At 61.0% G+C, this 26,312-nt stretch carries 18 protein-coding genes; 15 read left to right on the forward strand and 3 right to left on the reverse strand.

The window, feature by feature from the left end:
* The first annotated feature begins 3 nt into the window (after nt 1-3).
* From bcsZ to I6G83_RS07760, 6 genes are all read left to right on the forward strand, one after another.
* Nucleotides 4-1,113, forward strand: a complete 1,110-nt coding sequence (gene bcsZ, locus I6G83_RS07735; protein ID WP_371851009.1) for a cellulose synthase complex periplasmic endoglucanase BcsZ — start codon at nt 4-6, stop codon at nt 1,111-1,113.
* Nucleotides 1,095-4,565: a cellulose synthase complex outer membrane protein BcsC gene (bcsC, locus tag I6G83_RS07740; protein ID WP_054307937.1), complete on the forward strand. Its 3,471-nt coding sequence runs from the start codon at nt 1,095-1,097 to the stop codon at nt 4,563-4,565. Before bcsZ ends, bcsC begins: the two co-directional genes overlap by 19 nt.
* Before the next feature lie 289 nt (nt 4,566-4,854).
* Nucleotides 4,855-6,864 carry a biofilm formation regulator HmsP gene (gene hmsP / locus I6G83_RS07745; RefSeq protein WP_062779106.1) on the forward strand — a complete coding sequence of 670 codons (2,010 nt, stop codon included), beginning with the start codon at nt 4,855-4,857 and terminating at the stop codon, nt 6,862-6,864.
* 156 nt (nt 6,865-7,020) lie between these two features.
* Entirely contained in the window at nt 7,021-8,400 is a 1,380-nt protein-coding gene (locus I6G83_RS07750) for an SLC13 family permease (RefSeq protein ID WP_015344113.1), read from the forward strand.
* 304 nt (nt 8,401-8,704) lie between these two features.
* Nucleotides 8,705-9,997 carry a dicarboxylate/amino acid:cation symporter gene (locus I6G83_RS07755; RefSeq protein WP_054307891.1) on the forward strand — a complete coding sequence of 431 codons (1,293 nt, stop codon included), beginning with the start codon at nt 8,705-8,707 and terminating at the stop codon, nt 9,995-9,997.
* 256 nt (nt 9,998-10,253) lie between these two features.
* Nucleotides 10,254-11,738 (forward strand): M16 family metallopeptidase, encoded by a 1,485-nt coding sequence (locus tag I6G83_RS07760; protein ID WP_054306239.1) that lies wholly within the window; start codon nt 10,254-10,256, stop codon nt 11,736-11,738.
* Nucleotides 11,739-11,773: 35 nt separating this feature from the next.
* Here the strand turns inward: I6G83_RS07760 and ppiC are convergent, their stop codons facing one another.
* Entirely contained in the window at nt 11,774-12,055 is a 282-nt protein-coding gene (gene ppiC, locus I6G83_RS07765; protein WP_015344116.1) for a peptidylprolyl isomerase PpiC, read from the reverse strand.
* A gap of 146 nt (nt 12,056-12,201) precedes the next feature.
* Here ppiC and rep point away from each other — a divergent pair, with 146 nt between their 5' ends.
* Nucleotides 12,202-14,226: a DNA helicase Rep gene (gene rep / locus I6G83_RS07770; RefSeq protein ID WP_054306238.1), complete on the forward strand. Its 2,025-nt coding sequence runs from the start codon at nt 12,202-12,204 to the stop codon at nt 14,224-14,226.
* Nucleotides 14,227-14,270: 44 nt separating this feature from the next.
* On the opposite strand, the gene ppx is transcribed toward rep, so the two are convergent.
* Nucleotides 14,271-15,770 carry an exopolyphosphatase gene (ppx, locus tag I6G83_RS07775; protein WP_054306237.1) on the reverse strand — a complete coding sequence of 500 codons (1,500 nt, stop codon included), beginning with the start codon at nt 15,768-15,770 and terminating at the stop codon, nt 14,271-14,273.
* A 123-nt stretch (nt 15,771-15,893) separates the two neighbouring features.
* Nucleotides 15,894-17,183, reverse strand: a complete 1,290-nt coding sequence (rhlB, locus tag I6G83_RS07780; protein WP_054306236.1) for an ATP-dependent RNA helicase RhlB — start codon at nt 17,181-17,183, stop codon at nt 15,894-15,896.
* Between the two features lie 131 nt (nt 17,184-17,314).
* Here rhlB and trxA point away from each other — a divergent pair, with 131 nt between their 5' ends.
* From trxA to rffA, 8 genes are all read left to right on the forward strand, one after another.
* The gene (gene trxA, locus I6G83_RS07785; protein ID WP_015344120.1) at nt 17,315-17,641 is read left to right on the forward strand and encodes a thioredoxin TrxA; all 327 of its coding nucleotides are present in this window, start codon (nt 17,315-17,317) and stop codon (nt 17,639-17,641) included.
* 539 nt (nt 17,642-18,180) lie between these two features.
* Nucleotides 18,181-19,440 carry a transcription termination factor Rho gene (gene rho / locus I6G83_RS07790; RefSeq protein ID WP_015344121.1) on the forward strand — a complete coding sequence of 420 codons (1,260 nt, stop codon included), beginning with the start codon at nt 18,181-18,183 and terminating at the stop codon, nt 19,438-19,440.
* Between the two features lie 304 nt (nt 19,441-19,744).
* Nucleotides 19,745-20,827, forward strand: coding sequence for a UDP-N-acetylglucosamine--undecaprenyl-phosphate N-acetylglucosaminephosphotransferase (wecA, locus tag I6G83_RS07795; protein ID WP_054306235.1), 1,083 nt, complete (start codon nt 19,745-19,747; stop codon nt 20,825-20,827).
* Nucleotides 20,828-20,848: 21 nt separating this feature from the next.
* Nucleotides 20,849-21,901 (forward strand): ECA polysaccharide chain length modulation protein, encoded by a 1,053-nt coding sequence (gene wzzE, locus I6G83_RS07800; RefSeq protein ID WP_054306234.1) that lies wholly within the window; start codon nt 20,849-20,851, stop codon nt 21,899-21,901.
* 84 nt (nt 21,902-21,985) lie between these two features.
* A complete protein-coding gene (gene wecB / locus I6G83_RS07805) occupies nt 21,986-23,116 on the forward strand; it encodes a non-hydrolyzing UDP-N-acetylglucosamine 2-epimerase (RefSeq protein WP_054306233.1) in 1,131 nt (376 codons plus the stop codon).
* Nucleotides 23,113-24,375 (forward strand): UDP-N-acetyl-D-mannosamine dehydrogenase, encoded by a 1,263-nt coding sequence (gene wecC, locus I6G83_RS07810; RefSeq protein ID WP_054306232.1) that lies wholly within the window; start codon nt 23,113-23,115, stop codon nt 24,373-24,375. Before wecB ends, wecC begins: the two co-directional genes overlap by 4 nt.
* A gap of 97 nt (nt 24,376-24,472) precedes the next feature.
* Nucleotides 24,473-25,195, forward strand: a complete 723-nt coding sequence (gene rffC, locus I6G83_RS07815) for a dTDP-4-amino-4,6-dideoxy-D-galactose acyltransferase (protein ID WP_054306240.1) — start codon at nt 24,473-24,475, stop codon at nt 25,193-25,195.
* Nucleotides 25,182-26,312: a dTDP-4-amino-4,6-dideoxygalactose transaminase gene (rffA, locus tag I6G83_RS07820; protein ID WP_054306231.1), complete on the forward strand. Its 1,131-nt coding sequence runs from the start codon at nt 25,182-25,184 to the stop codon at nt 26,310-26,312. The genes rffC and rffA overlap by 14 nt, the downstream gene beginning before the upstream one ends.

The raw sequence follows: 26,312 nt of genomic DNA on the forward strand, positions 1-26,312 counted from the left end.
GCCGTGGGCGTGCTGTTGAAATACTCCCTGAGCCTGCTGCTGCTGTGCGCGTTCGGCGCGGCGGCCGGCTGCGACTGGCCGGCCTGGCAGCGCTATAAGCAGGACTACATCAGCGCGGGCGGCCGGGTGATCGACCCGAGCACGCCCAACCGCATCACCACCTCGGAAGGGCAGAGCTACGGCCTGTTCTTCGCGCTGGTGGCCGGCGATCGTCCGGCCTTTGACCGACTGCTGAGCTGGACCGAAGACAATCTGGCGCAGGGCGATCTCAGCGCCCGCCTGCCGGCCTGGCTGTGGGGGGAAAATGAGAACAAGCAGTGGACGGTGCTGGATGATAATTCGGCGTCCGATTCCGATCTGTGGATCGCCTACAGCCTGCTGGAAGCCGGCCGCCTGTGGGACAGCCGCCGCTACCAAACGCTGGGCACCCTGCTGCTACAGCGCATTGCGCGCGAAGAAGTGGCGGATATCCCCGGGCTGGGGCCGATGCTGCTGCCCGGCAAGGTCGGCTTTGTGAAGGACGACGGCTGGCGGCTCAACCCGAGCTACCTGCCGCCGCAGCTGCTGGCGCGCTTTGCCGCGCTGCGCGGGCCGTGGCGGGCGATGCAGCAGTCGAATCAGCGGCTGTGGCTGGAGACCGCGCCGCACGGCTTCTCGCCGGACTGGGTGGTATGGCGCAAGACGCAGGGATGGCGGGCCGACGCGGCCAAGCCGAACGTCGGCAGCTATGACGCCATCCGCGTCTATCTGTGGGCGGGCATGCTGGCGGATGACGATGCGCACAAAGCTGCGCTGGTGCGGCGTTTCCAGCCGATGGCGCAGCTGACCGCGCAGCAGGGCGTGCCGCCGGAAAAAACCGATACCGCCAGCGGTAAAACCAGCGGCAACGGCCCGGTGGGCTTTTCCGCCGCCCTGCTGCCGCTGCTGGCGCACCAGCCTGAGGCGCTGGCGGCGCAGCGACAGAAAATTATCGACCACCCGCCGGGCAACGACGCCTACTTCAGCGCGTCGCTGACGCTGTTCGGCCAGGGCTGGGATGAACAACGTTACCGTTTTAACCGTCAGGGTGAACTGCAACCTTCCTGGGATCGCCAATGCGCAACTTCAGAATAAATTGGCTGGGGCTGTTTCCCCTGAGTCTGGCCCTGCTGCCGCCGGCGCTGGGGGCGGACGCCGTACCGCCTGAACAGTGGCTGCTGGAGCAGGTGCGGGTTGGTGAAGCCAGCCATAAAGATGAGCTGGTGCGCCAGTCGCTGCACCGGCTGGAGCTGATGGACCCGAATAACCCCGAGGTGATTGCCGCGCGCATGCGTCTGGCGCTGCGTCAGGGCAATCAAGTGCTGGCGCAGCAGCAGCTGGAAAAATTGAAGGGCGTCGCGCCGCAGTCGAGCGCCTACCGACAGGCGCAGATGAATATGCTGCTGACCCAGCCGGAAACGCGGCAGCAGCTGCAGCAGGCGCGGCTGATGGCGACCGCGGGACGGCTGCCGGAGGCGAAGGCGGCCTACGACGCGCTGTTCAAGGGCGAGCCGCCGACGCTCGATCTGGCGATCGAATACTGGCGGCTGGTGGCCCGGCTGCCGGGACAGGAGCCGGCGGCGACGAGCAAGCTGCAGGCGCTGGATAAGCAGTATCCCGGCAGCGTGCCGCTGCGTATGGCGCTGGCGCGCATGCTGTTCAGCCAGGACAAGGACGCGCAGGCCTATGCGCAGCTGCAGCGGGTGGCGGCGGACAGCGCCGGACGTGGCGAAGCCGCCGACCTGTGGCTGGATAAGGTGAAGGCGATGCCGGTCAGCAGTGACAGCGTGGCGGCGCTGAACCGTTTTCTCGGCGTGTTCACCAGCGGCGAGCAGGCCGACAGCGCCCGTCAGGAGCTGGCGCGGCAGCAGACGCTGCTGGCGGATCCGGCCTATCAGGCGCGGGCGCGCGGACTGGCGCAGGTGGGTAAGGGCGGCGGCCGCGCCGCGATCCCGGAACTGAAAAAGGCGCTGGCCGCCGCGCCGGACGACCCGGAAGTGCTGGGAGCGCTGGGGCTGGCCTATGCGCGCGCCGGCAACCGCGCACAGGCCATCGCGCTGTTTCGTCAGGCGCAGCAGGCCGACAAGAGCGGCTATGACGGCGGCAAATGGCAGAGTCTGATTAAAACCAACAGCTACTGGCTGGCGATTGCCGAAGGCGACCGGGCGCTGAAGGCGGGCAATCTGACGCGGGCGCAGCAGCAGTATCAGCGGGCGCGGCAGATCGACGCCGACGACAGCGATGCGCTGATCGGCCTCGCCGACGTGGCGGTGGCGCGCAACGACGATGCGGCGGCGGAGCGCTATTACCAGCAGGCGCTGCGCCTCGACCGCAGCAGCGGCAGCGCGGTGCGCGGGCTGGCGAATATCTACCAGCGCCAGTCGCCGCAGAAGGCGCTGGCCTATCTCAACGGCCTGCCGCGCGCGCAGCAGCAGCAAATGCGTGGCACGCTCGATCGCCTGCGGCTCGATATGCTGAAACAGGAGGCCGAGGCGCTGGCGCAGCGGCAGCAGTGGCATCAGGCGGCGGAGAAATACCGTCAGGCGCAGCAGCAGGATCCGGACGACGTCTGGCTGACCTACCGCTATGCGCAGGCGCTGCGTCAGGCCGGGCAGCCGCAGCAGGCCGACGCCCTGTTCCGCACGCTGGCGCAGCGCCAGCCCGATAACCCGCAGCAGGCGTACGCCTACGGCCTGTACCTCTCCGCCAGCGATCGCGACCGGCAGGCGCTGGCGCAGCTGGATACGCTGCCCAGGGCGCGCTGGAACGACGATATCCGCCAGCTGGCGCAGCGGCTGCGGCTGCAGGCGACGCTGGACCATGCCGAACAGCTGCGCAGCGGCGGCGATGAGGCGGCGGCGGTCGCCTACCTGAAGCGGCAGCCGGCGGCGACGCGGATCGATCTGACGCTGGCGGACTGGGCGCTGGCGAACGGCGACTACCAGAGCGCGCTGGCGGACTACCGGCGCGTGCGGGCGCGCGAACCGCATAACCCGGACGCGCGGCTGGGCGAGATTGAAGCCTATGTGGCGCAGGGCGATCTGCCGGCGGCGCGTCAGCGGCTGCAAGACGCCGCGCCGGAGCAGGATGCTTCGCTCAACAGCCGGCGGCGCGAGGCCAACGCCTGGCGCGCGGTGGGCGAACGGCAGAAGGCGGGCGAGATTTTCAGCCGGCTGAAGACGGCGGCGGCGCAGGAAGAAAACGGCCAGGGCAAGGCGCTGATCTACCGCGACGCGGCCCGGTTGGAGCGCGAACAGCGGCAGCCAGGGCTGGCGCGGCAGGATTATCAGCAGGCGATGGTCGCCGGCGGCATCGCGCCGGCGGCGCCGCAGAGTAACGACGATTACACCCTGCTGACGCGCAATACGCCGGGCGATGACTGGCTCAGGCGCGGCATTCGCGCCGACGCGGCGGATCTGTACCGTCAGCAGGACGTGAACCTGACGCTGGACCACGACTACTGGGGCTCCAGCGGCACCGGCGGCGTGTCCGACTATCAGGCGCATGACACCATGCTGCAGGCGGACCTGCCGCTGTATGACGGGCGCGCCTTCCTGCGCACCGATACCGTCCAACTGAGCGCCGGGCGCTTCTCCACCCGCGACGGTAAATCCTACGAAACCTTCGGCACCTGCCACGACGTGGGCTGCAGCGGCGATGAGCGGCAGAAAACCCGCGGCACCAGCGTGGCGGCGGGCTGGCAGAACGACCGCTGGCAGGCGGATATCGGCACCACGCCGATGGGCTTTGAGGTGGTCGACTGGGTCGGCGGCCTGGCCTACAGCGGCGACTGGCGGCATATCGGCTGGACGCTCGGCGCCTCGCGGCGGCCGATCTCCAGCTCGCTGCTGGCCTTCGGCGGCACCCGCGATCCGCATACCGGCAAAACCTGGGGCGGCGTACGCGCCACCGGCGTCAGCCTGAGCGCCAGCTACGACCGGGGCGAGGCGCACGGCGTCTGGGCCGACCTCAGCGCCCATCAGCTGACCGGCAAAAACGTGGCGGATAACCAGCGCGAACGCCTGATGGCCGGCTATTACTACAAGCTGATCAACGAGGATAACCGGCGGGCGACGATCGGCCTCAATACCATGCTGTGGCACTACCAGAAGGATCTGAGCGGTTATTCGCTGGGGCAGGGCGGCTATTATAGCCCGCAGCGCTACATGTCGCTGGCGCTGCCGGTCAACTACCGTCAGCGCACCGAAAACTGGTCGTTTGAGGTGGGCGGCTCGGTATCGCTGTCCCACTCGAAAACCGACAGCCAGCGGCGCTACCCGCTGCAGGGGCTGATCCCGGACTCGCTGCCGGACAAGCAGGCCATCGAAAGCGGCAGCTCCTCCACCGGCGTGGGCTATACGCTGCGCGCCATCGTCGAGCGCCGCCTGACGTCGCACTGGACGCTCGGCGCCGGCGTGGATATTCAGCAGGCGAAGGACTATACGCCAAGCCATGCGCTGCTTTATCTGCGCTATTCGCTGGGCGGCTGGCAGGGCGATCTGGATCTGCCGCCGCAGCCGTTAACGCCGTACGCCGACTTCAAGTAGCGCGGCCGGCCGCGCGGCGTTACCGCTGGCTAAACGCCGCGCCGGCCCTTTCTCAATCTCCGTCCGGAGCCGGAAAGAATCAGAAAGATTCAGAGTGTCGCCCGCAGGGGAGTTTTGCTACCCTGTGTGCAGGTTAGGAAAAGACTGAAACCCGCGTATTTCTAAGTTCTTCCATAACAATGGCAAGATAAAAACACGCAGCGATCGCGTATACTCGAACCGGTTCAAAAGGGCGTGGCGTGACTCTCGTCCCTGATTATTCTTTCAGTCCGATTAACGGAGAGCAGATTTGCGCGTCAGGCGTTCATTAACGATTAAGCAGATGGCAACGGTGTCCGGCGTGGCGCTGGTGACGATCTGTATTTTTATCGTGATTCAGTTATTCCATTTTGTGCATCAGCGCAGGGATGACTACGCCCAGCAACTGGAGAATATCGCCCATTCGGTGCGTCAGCCTTTGGCGGACGCGGTGCTGCGCATGGATATGCAGGAAAGCAAGCGCGTGCTGAACTCGCTGCTGCCGGTCGGCATCCTGACGCAGGCGGATATCGTCCTGCCGAATGAGCTGCAGGCGCTGCACGCCAACTTCCCGCCGGAGCGTCCGGTGCCGGCGGCGATCGCGCGGCTGTTCGACCTGCCGGTGCGCATCTCGGTGCCGCTCTATTCGCTGGAGCGGGTGCCGGCCAACCCGCAGCCGCTGGCCTATCTGGTGCTGCAGGCCGACTCCTACCGCATGTACAAATTTATCCTCAGCGCGCTGTCGACCATGCTGTCGACCTATCTGCTGCTGGCGCTGATCCTGTCGGTCGCCATTACCTGGTGCATGAACCGGCTGATGGTCTACCCGCTGCGGGCGATGGCGAAAGAGCTGGAAAATATCTCTGAAGAGGATGCGCCGTATCACCAGCTGATGCTGCCGACGCTGCATCAGGATGACGAACTGGGTCTGCTGGTGCGCAACTACAACCGCAATCAGCAGCGGCTGGCGCGAGCGTATGCGGATATGAGCCGCCTCAGCACGCGCAACTCGGTCACAGGGCTGCCGAATCAGGTGCTGCTGACCGCCCTGCTGGAGCAGCACATCGCCTCGGGCCTGCGTCCCCAGCGCTTTAACCTGCTGGTGATCGGTATTGAAACGCTGCATGAGGCGACCGGCATCCTGTCGCTGCGGCAGCGGGAAAGCCTGCTGCTGGCGCTGACGGAAAAGCTGCGTCAGTGCCTGGATAAGGATTCGCTGCTGGCGCAGCTGAGCAATGCCGAGTTCGCCATTCTGGCGAAGGGCGTTGAACGGCCGTTTCACGCCATGCAGTTGGCGCAGCGCATCATGCGGCAGATCAACGCGCCGCTGGAGGTCGAGTCGCTGTCGCTGCGGCCGAGCGCCAGCATCGGCATCGCCCATTATCTCCAGCCGGGCGAAAACGCCGAGCAGCTGCTGCGCAGCGCCATGTCGGCGATGATGTCGGCCCACCGCGACGGCAAGAACCGCATCCTGTTCTTTGAGCCGCGGCTGACGGAGCGCACGCAAAAACGCCTGACGCAGGAAAGCGAAATTCTGCACGGCATCGAACATAACCAGTTTGCCCTGTTCCTGCAGCCGCAGATGGCGATGCGCAGCAACGCGCCGATCGGCGCGGAGGCCCTGCTGCGCTGGCAGCAGTATGACGGCAGCTTCAGCCTGCCGGCGGATGTCATTCCGCTGGCGGAGGAGCTGGGGGTGATGGTGCCGCTGGGCAACTGGGTGCTGGAAGAGGCCTGCCGCATCGTGGCCGACTGGCGGGCGCGGGGCATCCGCCTGCCGCTGGCGGTGAATATCTCGCCGCTGCAGATGCGCGACGCCGGATTTATTCCCCACCTGAAACAGCTGCTGGCGCAGCATCAAATCGACCCGCGTCAGCTGCAGCTGGAAATCACCGAGACGGTGCGTATCGACGATTTTGACCACCTGCTGGCGAAGCTGCGCGAGCTGCATGAGCTGGGGCTGTCCATCGCGCTGGATGATTTCGGCATGGGTTATTCCAACCTGCACTACCTCAACCGCTTGAAGAGCCTGCCGGTCGATCAGATCAAAATCGACAAAAGCTTTATCAGCAGCCTGCCGGCGGATGACGCGATGGCGCGCATCATCGGCCAGATTTCGCAGGTGCTGCAGCTGCCGGTGCTGGCGGAAGGGGTGGAGACCGCGGCGCAGCGCGACTGGCTGCTGCAACACGGCATTGAGCACGGTCAGGGCTTCCTGTTCTCAGCGCCGCTGCCGCGCGACGAATTTGAGCGCCGCTTTATCGCAGATGACGACAAATAGGCCGCTATTGCGCCCGTTGGCGGTTATCGGTGTGTTACTGCTCGCATAAATAGAAACTTTTTCTCAACAAGGCCGTAAACAACCCTTATGCTGGCGTCTTGGTTGGCACATCTTGTTACAACCTGCCACATTTGATGACCAAGGGATGCGAAATTCATGGCTGATACTCCTCTGACTCCGTCTACCTCTTCGCCGGCGACGCGCCGCGGGCTGCTGATCCTCGCCGCCGACTGCGTGCTGTTTGCGGTTTTGCTCTACACGCTGCCTTTCTCCCCGAAGGAAAATACCGGCCTGGCGCTGCTGGCGTTTATCGGTATTCTCTGGCTGACCGAGGCGATTCACGTCACCGTGACGGCGCTGCTGGTGCCGGTGATGGCGGTGGCGCTCGGCATGATGAACGTCGATAAGGCGCTGGCGTCGTTCGCCAACCCGACCATCTTCTTGTTCTTCGGCGGTTTTGCGCTGGCGACGGCGCTGCATATCCAGAAGCTGGACCGGCTGATCGCCAACCGGCTGCTGCTGCTGGCCGGCGGCAAAATGCTGCTGGCGGCGCTGATGCTGTTCGGCGCGACGGCGGTGCTGTCGATGTGGATCAGCAATACCGCGACGGCGGCGATGATGCTGCCGCTGGCGATGGGGATTTTGAGCAACCTCGACCGCGAACGCGATCACAATACCTACGTCTTCCTGCTGCTGGGCATCGCCTACAGCGCCAGCATCGGCGGCCTGGGCACCATGGTCGGCAGCCCGCCGAACGCCATTGCCGCGGCGCAGCTGGGGCTGGACTTCATCGGCTGGATGAAGTTCGGCGTGCCGGTGATGATCGTGCTGATGCCGCTGATGGTCGGCACGCTGTACCTGATGATGCGGCCGAACCTGAAGCACCGGTTCAACATTGAGCTGGAAAACTTCCCGTGGACGCGGCCGCGCTGGATCACGCTGGGCATTTTCCTGCTGACGGTGTTCTGCTGGATCCTCAGCAGCCAGATCAGCGCGCTGCTCGGCGGCGTGAAGCAGTTCGATACGCTGGTGGCGGTAGGCGCGGCGGTGCTGATCGGCATCAGCGGCGTGGCCAGCTGGGCGCAGATTCAGCAGAACACCGAATGGGGCGTGCTGATGCTGTTCGGCGGCGGCCTGACGCTGAGCGTGATCCTGAAAGACTCCGGCGCCAGCGCGGTGATGGCCGAGGGCATGGCGTCGCTGTTCGGCGCCAGCCACTGGTTTGTGATTATTCTGGCGGTGGCGGCGTTCATTATTTTCCTCACCGAGTTTACCAGCAATACCGCCAGCGCCGCGCTGCTGGTGCCGGTGTTCGCCACGGTGGCGGAGGCCCTGGGCATGCCGCCAGCGCTGCTGACCATTGTGATCGGCATCGGCGCCTCCTGCGCCTTTATGCTGCCGGTGGCGACGCCGCCGAACGCCATTGTTTACGGCACCGGCGAGATTCGCCAGAGCGAGATGGTCAAGGTCGGGTTCTGGCTGAACATTCTCTGCGTGTTGGTGGTGTCGCTGTTCGCCTGGTTTATCTGGCGCTGACCCCCTGCTGTCGGCGGCGTTATTGCCGCCGGCAGGCTGCCTAGCTCTGCGTGCCGGCCCGCGTGGCCGGACGCCCATCCCCAATATAATCTTCTGTAAAAAGCGCGCGTAAAGCAGGTTTTACGCTGTTTTTTCGTTGCATTTTTGCTGTACCGTTTCAGCTCTTAAATTCATATCAACAATAGGCGAGATCTGAGCAAATTGTTTCCATCCTGTTAGTCGGGTGTTATTTTCGCGCAGGCGTTGAGCAGGCATGAAAAGTACCGATAACCGCCTGTCCGCGTCCCCTTCAAAGGATGTTCATATGAAAAAAAATATCTTTAAGAGCCTTTATTTCCAGGTGCTTATGGCAATTACGCTGGGCGTGCTGCTCGGCCATTTCTACCCTGACCTCGGCGCCCAGATGAAACCTCTGGGCGATGGATTTGTTAAGTTAATCAAAATGATTATCGCGCCGGTGATCTTCTGTACCGTGGTGACCGGCATCGCGGGCATGGAAAGCATGAAGGCCGTCGGCCGTACCGGCGCCATTGCGCTGCTGTACTTTGAGATCGTCAGCACCATCGCGCTGATTATCGGCCTGGTGGTGGTGAACGTGGTGCAGCCGGGGGCGGGCATGAACGTCGACCCGGCCTCGCTGGATGCCAAAGCCGTGGCGGTCTATGCCGAACAGGCTTCGCAGCAGGGGATTATTCCGTTCCTGCTGGATATTATTCCCGGCAGCGTGATCGGCGCCTTCGCCAGCGGCAATATCCTGCAGGTGCTGCTGTTTGCGGTGCTGTTCGGCTTTGCGCTGCACCGCCTGGGCGAAAAGGGGCAGCTGATCTTTAATGTGATCGAAAGCTTCTCCAACGTGATTTTCGGCATCATCAATATGATTATGCGTCTGGCGCCGCTGGGCGCGTTCGGCGCGATGGCCTTCACCATCGGCAAATACGGCGTGGGCACGCTGGTGCAGCTGGGGCAGCTGATTCTGTGCTTCTACCTCACCTGTATTCTGTTCGTGGTGGTGGTGCTGGGGACGATTGCCCGCGCCAACGGCTTCAGCATCTTTAAGTTTGTTAACTACATCAAAGAGGAACTGCTGATTGTGCTGGGCACCTCGTCGTCCGAATCTGCGCTGCCGCGCATGCTGGACAAGATGGAGCGTCTGGGCTGCAAAAAATCGGTGGTGGGGCTGGTGATCCCGACCGGCTACTCCTTCAACCTGGACGGCACCTCGATTTATCTGACCATGGCGGCGGTGTTTATCGCCCAGGCCACCAACGCCCATATGGATATCATGCACCAGATTACGCTGCTGGTGGTGCTGCTGCTCTCCTCGAAAGGGGCGGCCGGGGTGACCGGCAGCGGCTTTATCGTACTGGCGGCCACCCTGTCCGCCGTGGGGCACCTGCCGGTGGCCGGACTGGCGCTGATTCTGGGCATCGACCGCTTTATGTCGGAAGCGCGCGCGCTGACCAATCTGGTGGGCAACGGCGTGGCGACGGTGGTGGTGGCCAAATGGTGCAACCAACTGGACAGACAGCAGCTGAGAGATACGCTGAATAACAGACGTCCCGCCGGCGCGGCGGACGAGAGCCAGCGCTCGGCGTAACGGGCGCTTTGCAGTAAAACCATCGGCTGCCGCGGCAGCCGATGGCGTTTTTCCACCTTTCCCCGCCGGTAACACCTCGCCAACGACTATTTTTCGCCGCATTGGGTAACATCGAGCAAGGCGCGCGGTCGAACACAATGGTACACTTTCTTCTACTTTCCGCCCCACTGTGAAACTCAGGGCGTGCTTTTATGATTCCAGTGAATGGAATACGTGTATCAAATATAAATTGGATAGCCATTAAGTAGGGGTTCACATGCAGGGCACCAGAATTCATCTTCTTGTGGGGGGGTTGTTGTTGGCGGCCGCCGGCGGCGTGCAGGCTGAGGCGCTGCAACCCGATCCCGCCTGGCAGCAGGGAAAACTGGATAACGGGTTTTCCTGGCAGGTGCTGGATACGCCGCAGCGGCCGAGCGACCGCATCGAACTGCGGCTGCTGGTGAATACCGGCTCGTTGGTCGAATCTGCCCAGCAGATCGGCTTTGCCCACCTGCTGCCGCGCCTGGCGATGGCGAGGACCGAAAGCTCGCCGCAACTGCGTTCGCTGTGGCAGCAGAGCGTGGATGACGAGCGGCCGTTGCCGCCGGCGATCAGTTCGTATGATTTCACCCTCTATAACCTGAGCTTACCGAATAACCGTCCGGATCTGCTGAAAGAGGCGCTGAGCTGGCTGGCGGAAACCGGCGGCAAGCTGCCGATCGACGAGCAGACGGTGCATCAGGTGGTCAATGCCGGCACCGATCCGATCGGCCTGTTCCCGGCCAATACGCAGGACGCCTGGTGGCGTTACCGGCTGAAAGGCTCCACCCTGCTGGCGCACGACCCCGGCCAGGCGGTGAAGCGGCCGGTCAACCTGGAACAGCTGAAGGATTTCTACCGGCAGTGGTACACCCCGGACATGATGACCCTGTACGTGGTCGGCCGGGTAGACAGCCGCAGCCTGAGCGAGCAAATTAACAAAACCTTCTCGCCGCTGAGCGGCAAGCGGGAAACGCCGGCCACCATGCCGACCCTGGCGCCGCTGGCGCCGCAGCCGGTCAGCCTGATGAATGAGGCGATTCAGCAGGATATGCTGTCCATTATGTGGGACACGCCGTGGCAGCCGATTCGCGACTCGCAGCAGCTGAGCCGCTACTGGCGCAGCGATCTGGCGCGTGAAGCGCTGTTCTGGCATCTGCAGCGCGCGCTGGAAAAGAGCCCGCAGAAGGATGCGCAACTGGGCTTTGACTGCCGGGTGCAGTATCAGCGTTCGCAGTGCGCCATTCATCTCAACACCGGCAACGCCAACCTGAAGTCCGCGCTGGAGTTTGTGGCGACGGAGATGGCCGCGGTGCGCGATAACGGGCTGAGCCAGCAGGAGTTTGATGATTTACTGGCGCAGAAGCACGATCAGCTGAGCAAGCTGTTCGCCACCTACGCCCGTACCGACACCGACGTGCTGATGAGCCAGCGTCTGCGTTCGCAGCAGAGCGGCGTGGTGGATATCTCGCCGGAGATGTACCAGAAGCTGCGTCAGGCGTTCCTGGCGTCGCTGACGCCGGAGTCGTTGCATCAGGCGCTGAAACTGCAGCTGTCGCAGGACGCCACGCTGGTGCTGCAGCAGCCGAAAGGCGAAGCGGAAACCAACATGAAGCAGCTGCAGGACGTCTATGACGGCATTATGAGTCCGGCGCCGGCGGTGGTGAGCGACGCGCCGAAGCCGGAAGGCGATGCGGCGACGCCGGACGGCAGCGCGCAGTAACGCACGGGCGGCGCCCTCGCTGCGGGCGCCGCCGGTCAGTTGCGGTACAGCACCTTGATAATGTGGTAGCCGAATTGGGTCTTCACCGGCCCGTACGGCTTGAGCAGCGGAATGCTGAACACCGCTTTATCAAACGCCGGCACCATCGTGCCCTTGTTGAATTCGCCCAGTGAGCCGCCGTTGCGTTTCGACGGGCAGGTCGAATATTTGCGCGCCAGCGTGTCGAAGCTGACGCCGCGCTTGAGTTTGGCCAGCAGCTCATTGGCCAGCTTCTCGTTATCAACCAAAATATGCAGTGCGCATGCGCTCTTCGCCATGGTATTACCCTGTGTGCTTACTGTGGAGGGCGCATTATACCCGTTTTGTCCGGACAGGGCGGCATTGACGCGACGGCTATCAATCTTGCCGGCGCTTTCTGCTACACTGCCTGTCCCACGTTAAGATTGTCGAGCCAGAAAGCCCCATGCGATTAAACCCCAGCCAACAACAAGCCGTTGAATTCGTTACCGGTCCCTGCCTGGTTCTGGCCGGCGCCGGCTCGGGCAAGACGCGCGTCATCACCAATAAAATCGCCCACCTGATCCACCATTGCGGCTATCAGGCGCGGCATATCGCCGCGGTGACCTTTACCAACAAGGCGGCGCGCGAGATGAAAGAGCGCGTCTCGCAGACGCTGGGGCGGAAAGAGGCGCGCGGCCTGATGATTTCGACCTTCCACACGCTGGGGCTGGAGATCATCAAGCGTGAATATAAAGCGCTGGAGATGAAGTCCAACTTCTCGCTGTTTGACGACCAGGACCAGCTGGCGCTGCTGAAAGAGCTGACGGAAAAATGGCTGGAAAATGACAAGACGCTGGTGGCGCAGCTGATCTCCACCATTTCCAACTGGAAGAACGATCTGGTCGACCCGCAGCGTGCGGCCGAGCTGGCGCGCTCCGAGCGCGACAAGCTGTTTGCTCACTGTTACGGCCTGTACCATGCGCATATGCGCGCCTGCAACGTGCTGGATTTCGACGATTTGATCCTGCTGCCGACGCTGCTGCTGCAGCGTAACGAAGAGGTGCGCGAGCGCTGGCAAAACCGCCTGCGCTATCTGCTGGTGGATGAGTATCAGGACACCAACACCAGCCAGTATGAGCTGGTGAAGCTGCTGGTGGGCAACCGCGCCCGCTTTACCGTGGTGGGCGACGATGACCAGTCGATCTACTCCTGGCGCGGCGCGCGGCCGCAGAACCTGGTGCTGCTGAAAGAGGACTTCCCGGCGCTGCAGGTGATCAAGCTGGAGCAGAACTACCGCTCCAGCGAGCGCATTCTGAAGGCAGCCAATATCTTGATCGCCAATAACCCGCACGTGTTTGAAAAACGGCTGTTTTCCGAGCTGGGTTACGGTGAAGAGCTGAAAGTGGTGACCGCCAATAATGAAGACCACGAGGCTGAACGGGTGGTCGGCGAACTGATCGCCCACCACTTTGTGAAAAAGACCAACTACGGCGATTACGCCATTTTATACCGCGGCAACCACCAGTCGCGGGTGTTTGAAAAAATGCTGATGCAGAACCGCATCCCGTACAAGATTTCCGGCGGTACGTCGTTCTTCTCCCGGCCGGAAATCAAGGATCTGCTGGCCTACCTGCGGGTGCTGACCAATCAGGACGACGACAGCGCGTTTCTGCGCATCGTCAATACGCCGAAGCGGGAAATCGGCCCGGCGACGCTGCAGAAGCTGGGCGAGTGGGCCAACCTGCGCAATAAGAGCCTGTTTGCCGCCAGCTTCGACGTGGGGTTGAGCCAGCACCTGACAGGCCGCGGCCTGGAGTCGCTGCAGCGCTTTACCCACTGGATGGACGGCATCGCCCAGCAGGCCGAGCGCGAGCCGGTGGCGGCGGTGCGCGATCTGATTCGCGGCGTCGACTACGAGAGCTGGCTGTTTGAAACCTCCGCCAGCCCGAAGGCGGCGGAAATGCGCATGAAAAACGTCAATACGCTGTTCGGCTGGATGACGGAAATGCTGGAAGGCAGCGATCTGGAAGAGCCGATGACGCTGACGCAGGTGGTGACCCGCTTTACGCTGCGCGACATGATGGAGCGCGGCGAAAGCGAGGAAGAGCTGGACCAGGTGCAGCTGATGACGCTGCACGCCTCCAAGGGGCTGGAGTTCCCCTATGTGTTCCTGGTGGGGATGGAGGAGGGTTTGCTGCCGCATCAGAGCAGTATTGATGAAGATAATGTCGAAGAAGAGCGACGTCTGGCCTATGTGGGGATAACCCGCGCCCAAAAAGAGCTGATTTTCACCCTTTGCCGCGAACGCCGGCAGTACGGCGAGTTGGTGCGACCGGAGCCGAGCCGCTTCCTGCTGGAGCTGCCGCAGGACGATTTGGCGTGGGAAACGGAGCGGAAGGTGATTAGCCCGCAGGAGCGGATGCAGAAGGGGCAGAGCAACGTCGCCAATATTCGCGCCATGCTGGCGAAGGCCAAGGGCGGCGGCTGAGTCGCGGGGAAAAAACGGGTTCGGCCGGGCGAACCCGCGTTGGGTTATGCCTGCTCTTCCAGCATCAGCGGCCAGTGGACGTAGCTTTGCCAGTGGCTCTCCTGCTCCAGCTCTTCGCCGCGCAGCGGATGCTGTTCCAGCCAGCCGTGCGGCACAATCACGCGCAGCGCATCGTCGTTCTGGTGGGCGCGCAGCCTGACCGCCGGCAGCGTGTCGTCGCGGCGGCGGCTGGCGAAGATGATCGCCAGCCGCAGCAGACGGCATAAATGCTGGGCGATGCGCGGCGGCACGGCGTTTTGCTGGCTGAGCAGCGTCAGATCGAGCGTGTTGCTCTGGTTTTGCAGCAGGGCGGCCAGCAGCTTTTTCTGCGCCGGGGTAAAACCGGGCAGCGCCAGATGGCGAATCAGATAGGCGGCGTGCTGCGGCGCCTGTTTGAAGTCGACGCTCAGGCCGATTTCATGAATCAGGCAGGCGGCGTGCAGCAGTTCGCGGCTGCGGCTATCCAGCTGCCACTCATTGGCCACCTGTTGTGAAAAGTTGACGGCCAGCTGCGCGACGCGGGAGGCCTGCTCAGTATCCAGCAGATAGCGGCGCTGCAGATTGCGCAGCGTGCGGTGGCGGATATCCTGCTCCACCGGCAGGTGCAGCATGCCGTACACCAGCCCTTCGCGCAGTGCGCCGCCGGCCAGCGTCATACTCTCGATGCCCAGCTCCTGGAAGATCGCCAGCAGAATCGACAGCCCGCTGGGGAACACCAGCGCGCGCTCCAGCGTCAGGCCTTCAATTTCCAGCTCTTCCAGCTTGCCGCACTGGATGGCGCGCTGTTTGAGCTGGCGCAGCTTCGGCAGGGTAATGCGTTCGTCCATGCCCTGCGCCACCATGATTTCCTGCAGCGCCTGCACGGTGCCGGAGGCGCCGACGCAGATCTGCCAGCCGTGCTCGCGCAGGGCGGGCGCAATCGGCCGCACCATTTCGCGCGCCGCCAGTTCGGCGCGGTCAAAGTTGTCGCGGCCGAGGTTGCGGTCGCTGAAAAAGCGCTCCAGCCAGGTGACGCAGCCCATCGACAGGCTGTACAGCTGCGCGGCCTGGGCGCCGGTGCCGGTCACCAGCTCGGTGCTGCCGCCGCCGATATCGACCACCAGACGCCGGTCGGGGCCGCCGGTGGTGTGCGCCACGCCGTGATAAATCAGGCGCGCCTCTTCTTCGCCGCTGATCACCTGTACCGGGCAGCCCAAAATCTGCTGCGCGGTATGCAGGAATTCATCGGCGTTCTGCGCCAGGCGCAGCGTGGCGGTCGCCACCACGCGGATCTGTTCGCGCGGGATATCCTGCAGGCGTTCGGAAAACAGCCGCAGGCATTGCCAGCCGCGCTGCATGGCGTCGTGCGACAGGTTATTGTCCTGATCCAGCCCGGCCGCCAGCCGGACTTTACGCTTGATGCGTGCCAGCGTCTGAATACTGCCGGCAACTTCGCGCACCACCAACATATGGAAACTGTTGGACCCCAGATCGATGGCGGCATACAGCGTGCTGGAACTGAGCATGATTTATCTCCCTGAAATTTCACATCGCATCATGGCGGTCAACCGGCCGTCGCCGTGCGGCGTCGGCGTGTCGGGAAGGTAACCTTGGCTGTCGGGATGCAATGTGAAATTCATGGGATTATCTCAGCCTGAACGTTTACGGTTGTTGCGCGGCGCGCCGCCGCTGCGGCGTTGCGATGAATTACGGCGCGAGTTATTGCCGCCGCGCGGGCGCGACAGGCGTTTCGGCGCCGGCAAACCGTCCAGCAGCGCATCGCTGTTGTACTTGCTGACCGGGATGCTGTGGCCGGTATAGGCTTCGATCGCCGGCAGGTTAAGCGCGTACTCTTCACAGGCCAGGCTGATGGAGTGCCCGCTGGCGCCGGCGCGGCCGGTACGGCCGATGCGGTGGACGTAGTCCTCGCAGTCGTCAGGCAGATCGTAGTTGAAGACGTGGGTCACCGCAGGAATGTGCAGACCGCGCGCCGCCACGTCGGTGGCCACCAGAATGTCCAGGTTGCCTTTGGTGAAGTCTTCCAGAATGCGCAGGCGCTTTTTCTGGGCGACGTCGCCGGTCAGCAGGCCGACGCGGTGGCCGTCGGCGGCCAGGTGGCCCCAGATGTCCTCGCAGCGGTGCTTGGTGTTGGCGAAGACGATGGCGCGGTCCGGCCACTCTTCTTCGATCAGCGTCTGCAGCAGGCGCATCTTCTCTTCGTTAGACGGGTAGAACAGCTCTTCTTTGATGCGGTGGCCGGTTTTCTGTTCCGGTTCGACTTCCACATACTCGGCATTGTTCATCTGTTCGAACGCCAGCTCGCGTACGCGGTAGGAAAGGGTAGCGGAGAACAGCATGTTGAGGCGCTGATCGGCCGTCGGCATGCGGCGGAACAGCCAGCGGATATCTTTGATAAAGCCCAGATCGTACATGCGATCGGCTTCATCCAGCACCACCACCTGAATGGCGCTCAGGTCGATATAGTTTTGTTTTGCGTAGTCGATCAGACGGCCGGTGGTGCCGATCAGAATGTCTACGCCCTTTTCCAGCACTTTCAGCTGTTTGTCATAACCGTCGCCGCCGTAGGCCAGGCCCAGCTTCATCCCGGTGGACTGCGACAGCATTTCCGCATCGGCGTGGATCTGCACCGCCAGCTCGCGCGTAGGCGCCATGATCAAGGCGCGCGGTTGGTTGGTCTGGCGATCCTGTTTCGCCGGGTGGGTAAGTAAATAGTGAAAAGTAGACGTCAGAAATGCCAACGTCTTTCCGGTACCGGTTTGCGCCTGACCTGCAACGTCACGCCCGGAGAGCGCGAGCGGTAATGCCAGCGCCTGGATAGGCGTGCAGTTGTGAAACCCTTTTTTCTCAAGGGCTTCAAGGACTAACGGGTGCAGGGCGAAGTCGGAAAACTTCTGTTCAGTCAAGTGTGTTTTGCTCATAGTGTGGTAGAATATCAGCTAACTATTGCTTTACGAAAGCACATCCGTTGAAATAAACGCGGTGAAATAAAATCACCTTGAGTTGGTTAATGCTACACCAACAAGGTAGACATAATCCTGTGGAGTAGAACATGAGCGATAAAATTATTCACCTGACTGACGACAGCTTCGCTGCAGAGGTGCTGAATGCCGAAGGGCCAATCCTGGTCGACTTCTGGGCTGAGTGGTGTGGTCCGTGCAAGATGATTGCTCCGATTCTTAATGAAATTGCCGAAGAGTTCGACGGCAAATTGACTATCAGCAAACTGAACATCGACGAGAACCCGGCTACCGCGCCTAAGTACGGTATCCGCGGCATCCCAACGCTGTTGCTGTTCAAGGACGGTAATGTGGCGGCGACCAAAGTGGGCGCACTGTCCAAAGGTCAGCTGAAAGATTTCCTGACCGCTAATCTGTAACCGGGCGGGATGCCCCGGGTCTGGCGTTCGGTTGCGGCTCTTCGCATCGGCGCCGGCCCAATTTTTCCGGTGTGCGGCGGCGATGGCCGCGGCTCGCCAGGCAGGCTCTGCGCGGCAATGTGGGTAAACATGGCCCGCCTGCGACTAAAGATGCAGTTTGCTTGCGGCGCCTATAGACGGCCGCCGAGAAGCGTGTTAAGTTTAATCACACTGCATATAGAACTTGCCCGAAGTTTTAAGTCTAAAGAGTTTGAATCTAAAGCGTTACTCTGTGTCATAGCATCGGCGCCGTCTTCATACCTGGACTCAGCCCGCGCGTTGACAATCAATGGTTTTGCAAAAATCAGTTTTAAGGCACCTTCGATCCTAAACCGCCAGCGCGCGCGTCCAATGTAAGCCATCTCTTACCACGACGGCTCAGCGGCCCGGTGATTGAACGTCCAGTAAACAGGCACGAAAATCCCGATGCGGGAACATCACGCTGCCATACTATTCACGTTACAGTTCGAGACATACCCCGATTTTAAGAACCCACCACTATGAATCTTACCGAATTAAAGAACACGCCGGTTTCTGACCTGATCACACTCGGCGAAAATATGGGGCTGGAAAACCTGGCCCGTATGCGTAAGCAGGACATTATCTTTTCCATTCTCAAGCAGCATGCGAAAAGCGGAGAAGATATTTTCGGTGACGGCGTGCTGGAGATATTGCAGGATGGATTTGGTTTCCTCCGCTCCGGAGACAGTTCCTACCTCGCAGGCCCCGACGACATCTACGTATCCCCTAGCCAAATCCGCCGCTTTAACCTCCGCACAGGTGACACCATTTCCGGTAAGATTCGTCCGCCAAAAGAAGGCGAACGTTACTTTGCCCTGCTGAAGGTTAACGAAGTCAACTACGACAAACCGGAAAACGCCCGCAGCAAAATCCTGTTCGAAAACCTGACGCCGCTGCATGCCAACTCGCGTCTGCGTATGGAACGCGGCAACGGCTCCACCGAAGATTTGACCGCACGCGTACTGGATCTGGCATCGCCGATCGGTCGCGGCCAGCGCGGCCTGATTGTCGCACCGCCGAAAGCCGGTAAGACCATGCTGCTGCAGAACATTGCCCAGAGTATCGCCTACAACCATCCGGACTGCGTGCTGATGGTGCTGCTGATCGACGAGCGTCCAGAAGAAGTGACCGAGATGCAGCGTCTGGTGAAGGGCGAAGTGATCGCCTCCACCTTCGACGAGCCGGCTTCCCGCCACGTGCAGGTTGCGGAAATGGTGATTGAAAAAGCCAAACGTCTGGTTGAGCACAAGAAGGACGTGATTATCCTGCTTGACTCCATCACCCGTCTGGCGCGTGCCTACAACACCGTGGTGCCGGCTTCTGGCAAGGTGCTGACCGGTGGTGTGGACGCCAATGCCCTGCACCGTCCGAAGCGTTTCTTCGGCGCGGCGCGTAACGTGGAAGAGGGCGGCAGCCTGACCATTATCGCCACCGCGCTGGTAGACACCGGTTCGAAGATGGATGAAGTGATTTACGAAGAGTTCAAGGGCACCGGTAACATGGAGCTGCACCTGTCACGTAAAATTGCGGAAAAACGCGTCTTCCCGGCTATCGATTACAACCGCTCCGGTACCCGTAAGGAAGAGCTGCTCACCAGCTCTGAAGAGCTGCAGAAAATGTGGATCCTGCGCAAGATTATCCACCCGATGGGGGAGATCGATGCGATGGAGTTCCTCATTAATAAATTGGCGATGACGAAAACCAATGATGAGTTCTTCGATATGATGAAGCGCTCATAATTACGCAAAAAATTTAACTAACGCCACGCCAAGTCGTGGCGTTTTTTGCTTTTGGCAGATAGGATACGCGGCAGAAATAGAAATTTAATTTACTTTTTCGGCTGCGGCGTGTTTGATCGGATTTGTACCCTTGTCCATGGGGGATGCTTGAGGTCCAAAGTGGGGAATGGCAAATCGTGTAATGAAACTCAATCGCGTTTGTCATAGGAAATGACTGAAAGGAAGCGATGACATCTGGCGCTAGGTTTATCCAGTGTTAAGCTGCCCTATCTTCTCAGAGATCTGTTAACAGTGAACTACTCACATGAGTACTGAAATTCTATTTGTTTTTTTATTCTCCTTGGCGTTTTTATTTGTTGCCCGCAAGGTGGCAAAGCGGGTTGGTTTGGTTGATAAGCCTAATTACCGTAAACGGCATCAAGGGTTAATTCCGTTGGTCGGAGGGATTTCGGTTTATGCCGGGTTGTGTTTTGCCTTCCTGATCTCTGACCAAACGATTGCACACAGTCAGTTATATCTCGCCTGCGCCGGCCTGCTGGTATTTGTCGGCGCCCTGGACGACCGTTTTGACATCAGCGTAAAAATCCGCGCCTTTGTTCAGGCGCTGGTTGGCGTGGTGATGATGGTGTTTGCCGGCCTGTATCTGCACAGCTTTGGCTATATCCTGGGCGGATGGGAAATGCAGCTGGGGCCGTTCGGTTATCTGTTGACGCTGTTTGCGGTATGGGCGGCGATTAACGCCTTCAACATGGTGGACGGTATCGACGGCCTGCTGGGCGGTTTGTCCTGCGTGTCGTTCGGCGCGTTGGGCGTGCTGCTGTACTTCAGCGGGCATGCTGAGCTGGCGTTCTGGTGTTTTGCCATGATTGCCGCCATCGTTCCCTATATCTTGCTGAACCTGGGTATTCTTGGCCGCCGTTATAAAGTGTTTATGGGCGATGCCGGTAGTACGCTGATTGGCTTTACCGCTATCTGGTTGCTGCTGCAAGGTTCACAAGGTCAGGCGGCGGCGATTCGCCCGGTAACCGCGCTGTGGATTATCGCGATTCCGCTGATGGATATGATCGCCATTATGTATCGCCGTTTGCGCAAGGGGATGAGTCCGTTCTCACCGGATCGGCAGCATATTCACCACCTGATTATGCGCGCCGGCTTTACGCCGCGTCAGGCGTTTGTGCTGATTACCCTGGCTGCCGCACTGCTGGCGGCGGTTGGCGTGCTGGGCGAATGGCTAACATTTATCCCGGAATGGTTTATGTTGGCATTGTTCTTGCTTGCATTTCTGTTCTACGGTTATTGCATTAAGCGGGCCTGGCGCGTTGCGCGCTACATCAAGCGCATCAAACGCCGTATGCGCCGCTCGATGGATAATAAGCAAGTACCTTAAACCAGAGGCTTTTGGGCAGTGATGATTCCAGATACAACGTCAGACAAGAACCACCCGGCGGTTGATAATGAACTCGATATTCGTGGACTGTGTCGTACTTTGTGGCGCGGCAAGGTCTGGATTATCGGTATCGCCGTCTTGTTTGCGGCGGTCGCGCTGGCGGTCTCCTACCTGGTCAAGCAGGAGTGGAGCGCCACGGCGATTACCGATCGGCCGACGGTAAATGCGCTGGGTGGTTATTATTCCCAGCAGCAGTTCCTGCGTAACCTGGATGTTCGCACCACGCCGGCGGTGCCTGCCGACCAGCCGAGTATTGCTGATGAAGCTTACCAAGAGTTCATTATGCAGCTGGCGGCCTACGATACCCGGCGTGATTTCTGGCTGCAGAGTGATTACTACAAGCAGCGGCAGGAAGGTGATGAGCGCGCCGATGCTGCTTTACTCGACGAACTGATCGCCAATATTCAATTTACGCCGCGGGATGACAAAAAAGCGCCGAACGACGGCGTTAGACTGACGGCTGAAACGGCCTCGGATGCCAATCGTTTACTCCGCGAGTATGTGCTGTTCGCCAGCCATCGCGCGGCGCTGCATCTGAACGAAGAGATTCAGGGCGCCTGGGCGGCGCGCACCACCTCAATGAAAGCGCAGGTTAAACGCCAGGAGGCGGTGGCGGACGCGATTTATAAGCGTCAGCTGAATTCGGTGCAGCAGGCGCTGAAAATCGCCGAGAAACAGGGCATTGGCCGTACGCAGACCGATACGCCGGCCGAACAGCTGCCGGATTCAGACCTGTTCCTGCTGGGTAAGCCGATGCTGCAGGCGCGTCTGGAAGGTTTACAAGCCTCCGGACCGAACTATGATTTGGACTATGATCAAAACCGCGCCATGCTGGCGACGCTGAACGTCGGCCCGACGCTGGACAAGCAGTTTCAGACTTACCGCTATTTGCGTACGCCGGAAGAACCGGTAAAACGTGATAGCCCAAGAAGAGTATTTTGGCTGATCCTGTGGGGCGCTATCGGTGCGATGGCCGGCGCAGGGGTAGCCTTGGTTCGTCGTGCACGCGATTGAAAATATTATAATAATTCGTTGATGGGCGCGTAAGCGCCCTCTTTGCAGGTTTGTCTGCGACTAACTGACCAAAAGAGATCCGCTGTGAAAGTGTTGACCGTGTTCGGCACCCGACCTGAAGCCATCAAGATGGCGCCGTTGGTACATGCCTTGGCTCAGGACGAAGCCTTTGAAGCAAGAGTTTGTGTGACCGCGCAGCATCGTGAGATGTTGGACCAGGTCTTGCGATTATTCGAAATTGTTCCCGATTACGATCTCAATATCATGCAGCCGGGGCAGGGGCTGACCGAAATCACCTGCCGCATTCTGGAAGGGATGAAGAGCGTTCTGGAGGAGTTTAAACCGGACGTGGTGCTGGTGCATGGTGATACCACCACCACGCTGGCTACCAGCCTGGCGGCGTTTTATCAGCGCATTCCGGTTGGCCATGTTGAAGCGGGGCTGCGTACCGGCGATCTCTATTCCCCCTGGCCGGAAGAGGCCAACCGCACGCTGACCGGCCATCTGGCGATGTTCCATTTTGCGCCGACGGAGAATTCACGCCAGAACCTGCTGCGTGAACAGGTGCCTGACAGCCAGATTTTTGTCACCGGCAACTCGGTGATTGACGCGTTATTCTGGGTGCGCGATCGCGTGATGAGCGATGCGCGGCAGCGTGATGCGCTGGCGCAGCGTTATCCTTTCCTGGACGAAGACAAGAAGCTGATCCTGGTTACCGGCCACCGCCGCGAGAGTTTCGGCGGCGGCTTTGAGCGTATCTGCAGCGCGCTGGCGGAAATCGCCCGCCAGCACCCCGATGTGCAGGTGGTGTATCCGGTGCACCTGAACCCGAACGTCAGCGAACCGGTTAACCGCATTCTGAAGGGCATCGATAACATCATGCTGATCGACCCGCAGGATTATCTGCCGTTTGTTTATCTGATGGCCAAATCGACCATTATTCTGACGGACTCCGGCGGTATTCAAGAGGAAGCGCCGTCGCTGGGCAAACCGGTATTGGTGATGCGTGAAACCACCGAGCGGCCGGAAGCGGTTGACGCCGGCACTGTACGTCTGGTGGGCACCGACGTGGCGACCATTGTCGCTGCGGTGAGCCGCCTGCTGACGGATGAAAACGAATATCATGCCATGAGCCGGGCGCATAACCCTTACGGCGATGGTCATGCCTGCCAGCGAATCCTCGAAGCGTTAAAGAATTATCAGGTGACATTATGAGTTTTGATACGATTTCAGTTATCGGCCTGGGTTATATCGGCCTGCCGACGGCGGCGGCGTTTGCCTCACGCAAGAAAAAAGTCATTGGCGTCGATGTGAATGCGCATGCGGTGGCAACCATTAATCGCGGTGAAATTCACATCGTTGAGCCGGATCTGGACAAAGTGGTGAAAGAAGCGGTCGACGGCGGCTATCTGCAGGCGGTGAGCAAACCCGTAGCAGCGGATGCCTTCCTGATCGCGGTGCCGACGCCGTTCAAGGGCGACCATGAGCCGGATCTGGCCTTTGTGGAGTCCGCCGCCAAATCGCTGGCGCCGGTGCTGAAAAAGGGCGACCTGGTGATTCTGGAGTCGACGTCGCCGGTCGGCGCCACCGAGCAGATGGCCGCGTGGCTGGCGCAGGCGCGCAGCGACCTGAGCTTCCCGCAGGACGCCGGCGAAGCGGCGGATATCAACATCGCCTACTGCCCGGAGCGTGTGCTGCCGGGGCAGGTGATGGTCGAGCTGATTCAGAACGACCGCGTGATCGGCGGCATGACGCCAAAATGCTCCGAGCGCGCCAGCGCGCTGTATAAAATTTTCCTGGAAGGCGAATGCGTGATCACCAACTCGCGCACGGCGGAAATGTGCAAGCTGACGGAAAACAGCTACCGCGACGTCAACATCGCCTTCGCGAACGAGCTGTCGTTGATCTGCGCCGATCAGGGTATCAACGTCTGGGAGCTGATTCGCCTGGCCAACCGCCATCCGCGCGTCAATATCCTGCAGCCCGGCCCGGGCGTCGGCGGCCACTGTATCGCCGTCGACCCATGGTTTATCGTGGCGCAGAACCCGCAGCAGGCGCGTTTGATCCATACGGCGCGGCTGGTCAACGACGGCAAGCCGCTGTGGGTGGTCGACCGGGTGAAAGCGGCGGTGGCCGATTGCCTGGCGGCGACCGACAAGCGGGCCTCCGAGCTGAAGATCGCCTGTTTCGGCCTGGCCTTCAAACCCAATATCGATGACCTGCGCGAAAGCCCGGCGGTCGAAGTCACGCAGCTGATCGCCGAGTGGCATCAGGGTGAAACGCTGGCGGTAGAGCCGAACGTGGAGCAACTGCCGAAAGCGCTGGCCGGTCAGGTCACTTTGAAAAGCATCGGCGAGGCGCTGCAGCAGGCCGACGTGCTGGTAATGCTGGTGGATCACAACGAGTTCAAGGCCATCGCGCCGGAAGCCGTCAAGCAGAACTGGATTGTCGATACCAAAGGCGTCTGGCGTTAAGCGCCGACCCGCCCCGCCGGCCTGCTGGTCGCCGGGGCGGAGCCTGTTCCCCCATACTCTGGCGCAGACGTCGGTCATCAACTGAATGGATAACGCTATGATTCTCCGCGCTACCGTCGACCCGCTAACCTGGGAAAGCGACTATTTCCGCATTAACAGCGCCAGGCTGAATATTGCCGACTCGGCGCCGCCGCTGACCGCCGCCGCGCTGGATCGTTTTGCGCTGGTTCAGGCCAAAATCCCCGCTCACCGTCTCGATCTTGCCGATGCGCTGGCCGCGTTTGATTTTCTGCTGGCGGAGGGTGAGGTCGATCTGGTTATCAATATTGGCACGAAATGTGCTTATACTCCGGCGTCTGATATACGCCCGGCGACGGCGGCCGATATTGCCGTGTTACAGACGGCGGCCGGGCAGGCGTTCGCCGCCAGCCGTTTTCGTGCGCCCTGGTATCAGCCGGCGGACAGCGGACGGTTTTATGCCACCTGGATTGAGAAGGCGGTGCTTGGCACCTTCGACCACCTTTGCCTGCTGGCGCTGGATGGCCACGGGCAGCCGGAAGGCTTTGTCAGCCTGCGCGATATCGGCAGCGGCGAGGCGCGCATCGGTCTGCTGGCCGCGTTTCCCGGCGCCGGCGGCAGGGGTATCGGCGCCCGGCTGATGGCCGCGGCGGTAGGCTGGTGTCAGCAGCAGCAATTACAGCGCCTGCGGGTGGCGACACAGATAAGTAATAGCGCCGCGCTACGGCTCTATCAACGGCACGGTGCCGTTATCGACAGCACCGCGTATTGGTTATACAGAGGTTCACATGATTCCATTTAACGCACCACCGGTTGTTGGCACGGAAATCGACTATATGCAGGCTGCCATGAGCAGCGGGAAGCTGTGCGGCGACGGCGGCTTTACCCGCCGCTGTCAGCAGTGGATGGAGCAGCACTTCGGCGCGCACAAGGTGCTGCTGACGCCGTCCTGCACCGCGTCGCTGGAGATGGCGGCGATTTTGCTGAACATCCAGCCGGGCGACGAAGTGATCATGCCGAGCTTTACCTTTGTCTCCACCGCCAACGCCTTTGTACTGCGCGGCGCCACCATCGTGTTTGTCGACGTGCGTCCGGACACCATGAATATCGATGAAAGCAAAATCGAGGCGGCGATTACCGACAAAACCCGTGCGATCGTGCCGGTGCACTACGCCGGCGTCGCCTGTGAAATGGACGCCATTATGGCGCTGGCGAAAAAGTACAACCTGTTCGTGGTGGAAGACGCCGCGCAGGGCGTGATGTCGACCTACAAGGGTAAGGCGCTGGGCACCATCGGCCATATCGGCGCGTTCAGCTTCCATGAAACCAAGAACTACACCGCAGGCGGCGAAGGCGGCGCGACGCTGATCAACGATCCGGCGCTGATTGACCGCGCCGAAATCATCCGCGAGAAGGGCACCAACCGCAGCCAGTTTTTCCGCGGCCAGGTGGATAAATACACCTGGCGCGATATCGGCTCCAGCTACCTGATGGCCGACTTGCAGGCCGCCTACCTGTGGGCGCAGCTGGAAGCGGCGGAACGCATCAACCAACGGCGGCTGAAGCTGTGGCAGAACTATTACGACGCGCTGAAGCCGCAGGCCGACGCCGGGCGTATCGAGCTGCCGGTGGTGCCGAAAGACTGCCGTCAGAACGCCCATATGTTCTACATCAAGCTGAAAGACGTGCAGGATCGTACGGCGTTTATCAACTACCTGAAAGAAGCGGAAATTATGGCGGTGTTCCACTATATTCCGTTGCATGCGTGCCCGGCGGGCGAGAAGTTCGGCCGCTTTGCCGGCGAAGACCGCTTCACCAGCAGCGAGAGCGCGCGCCTGGTGCGGCTGCCGCTGTATTACAACATGTCCGATGTTAACCAGCGCACGGTGATTCACACCATTTTGAGCTTCCTCGCCTGA

Origin of the sequence: Serratia rubidaea (genome assembly GCF_016026735.1) — a bacterium.
Lineage (GTDB): Bacteria > Pseudomonadota > Gammaproteobacteria > Enterobacterales > Enterobacteriaceae > Serratia_B > Serratia_B rubidaea.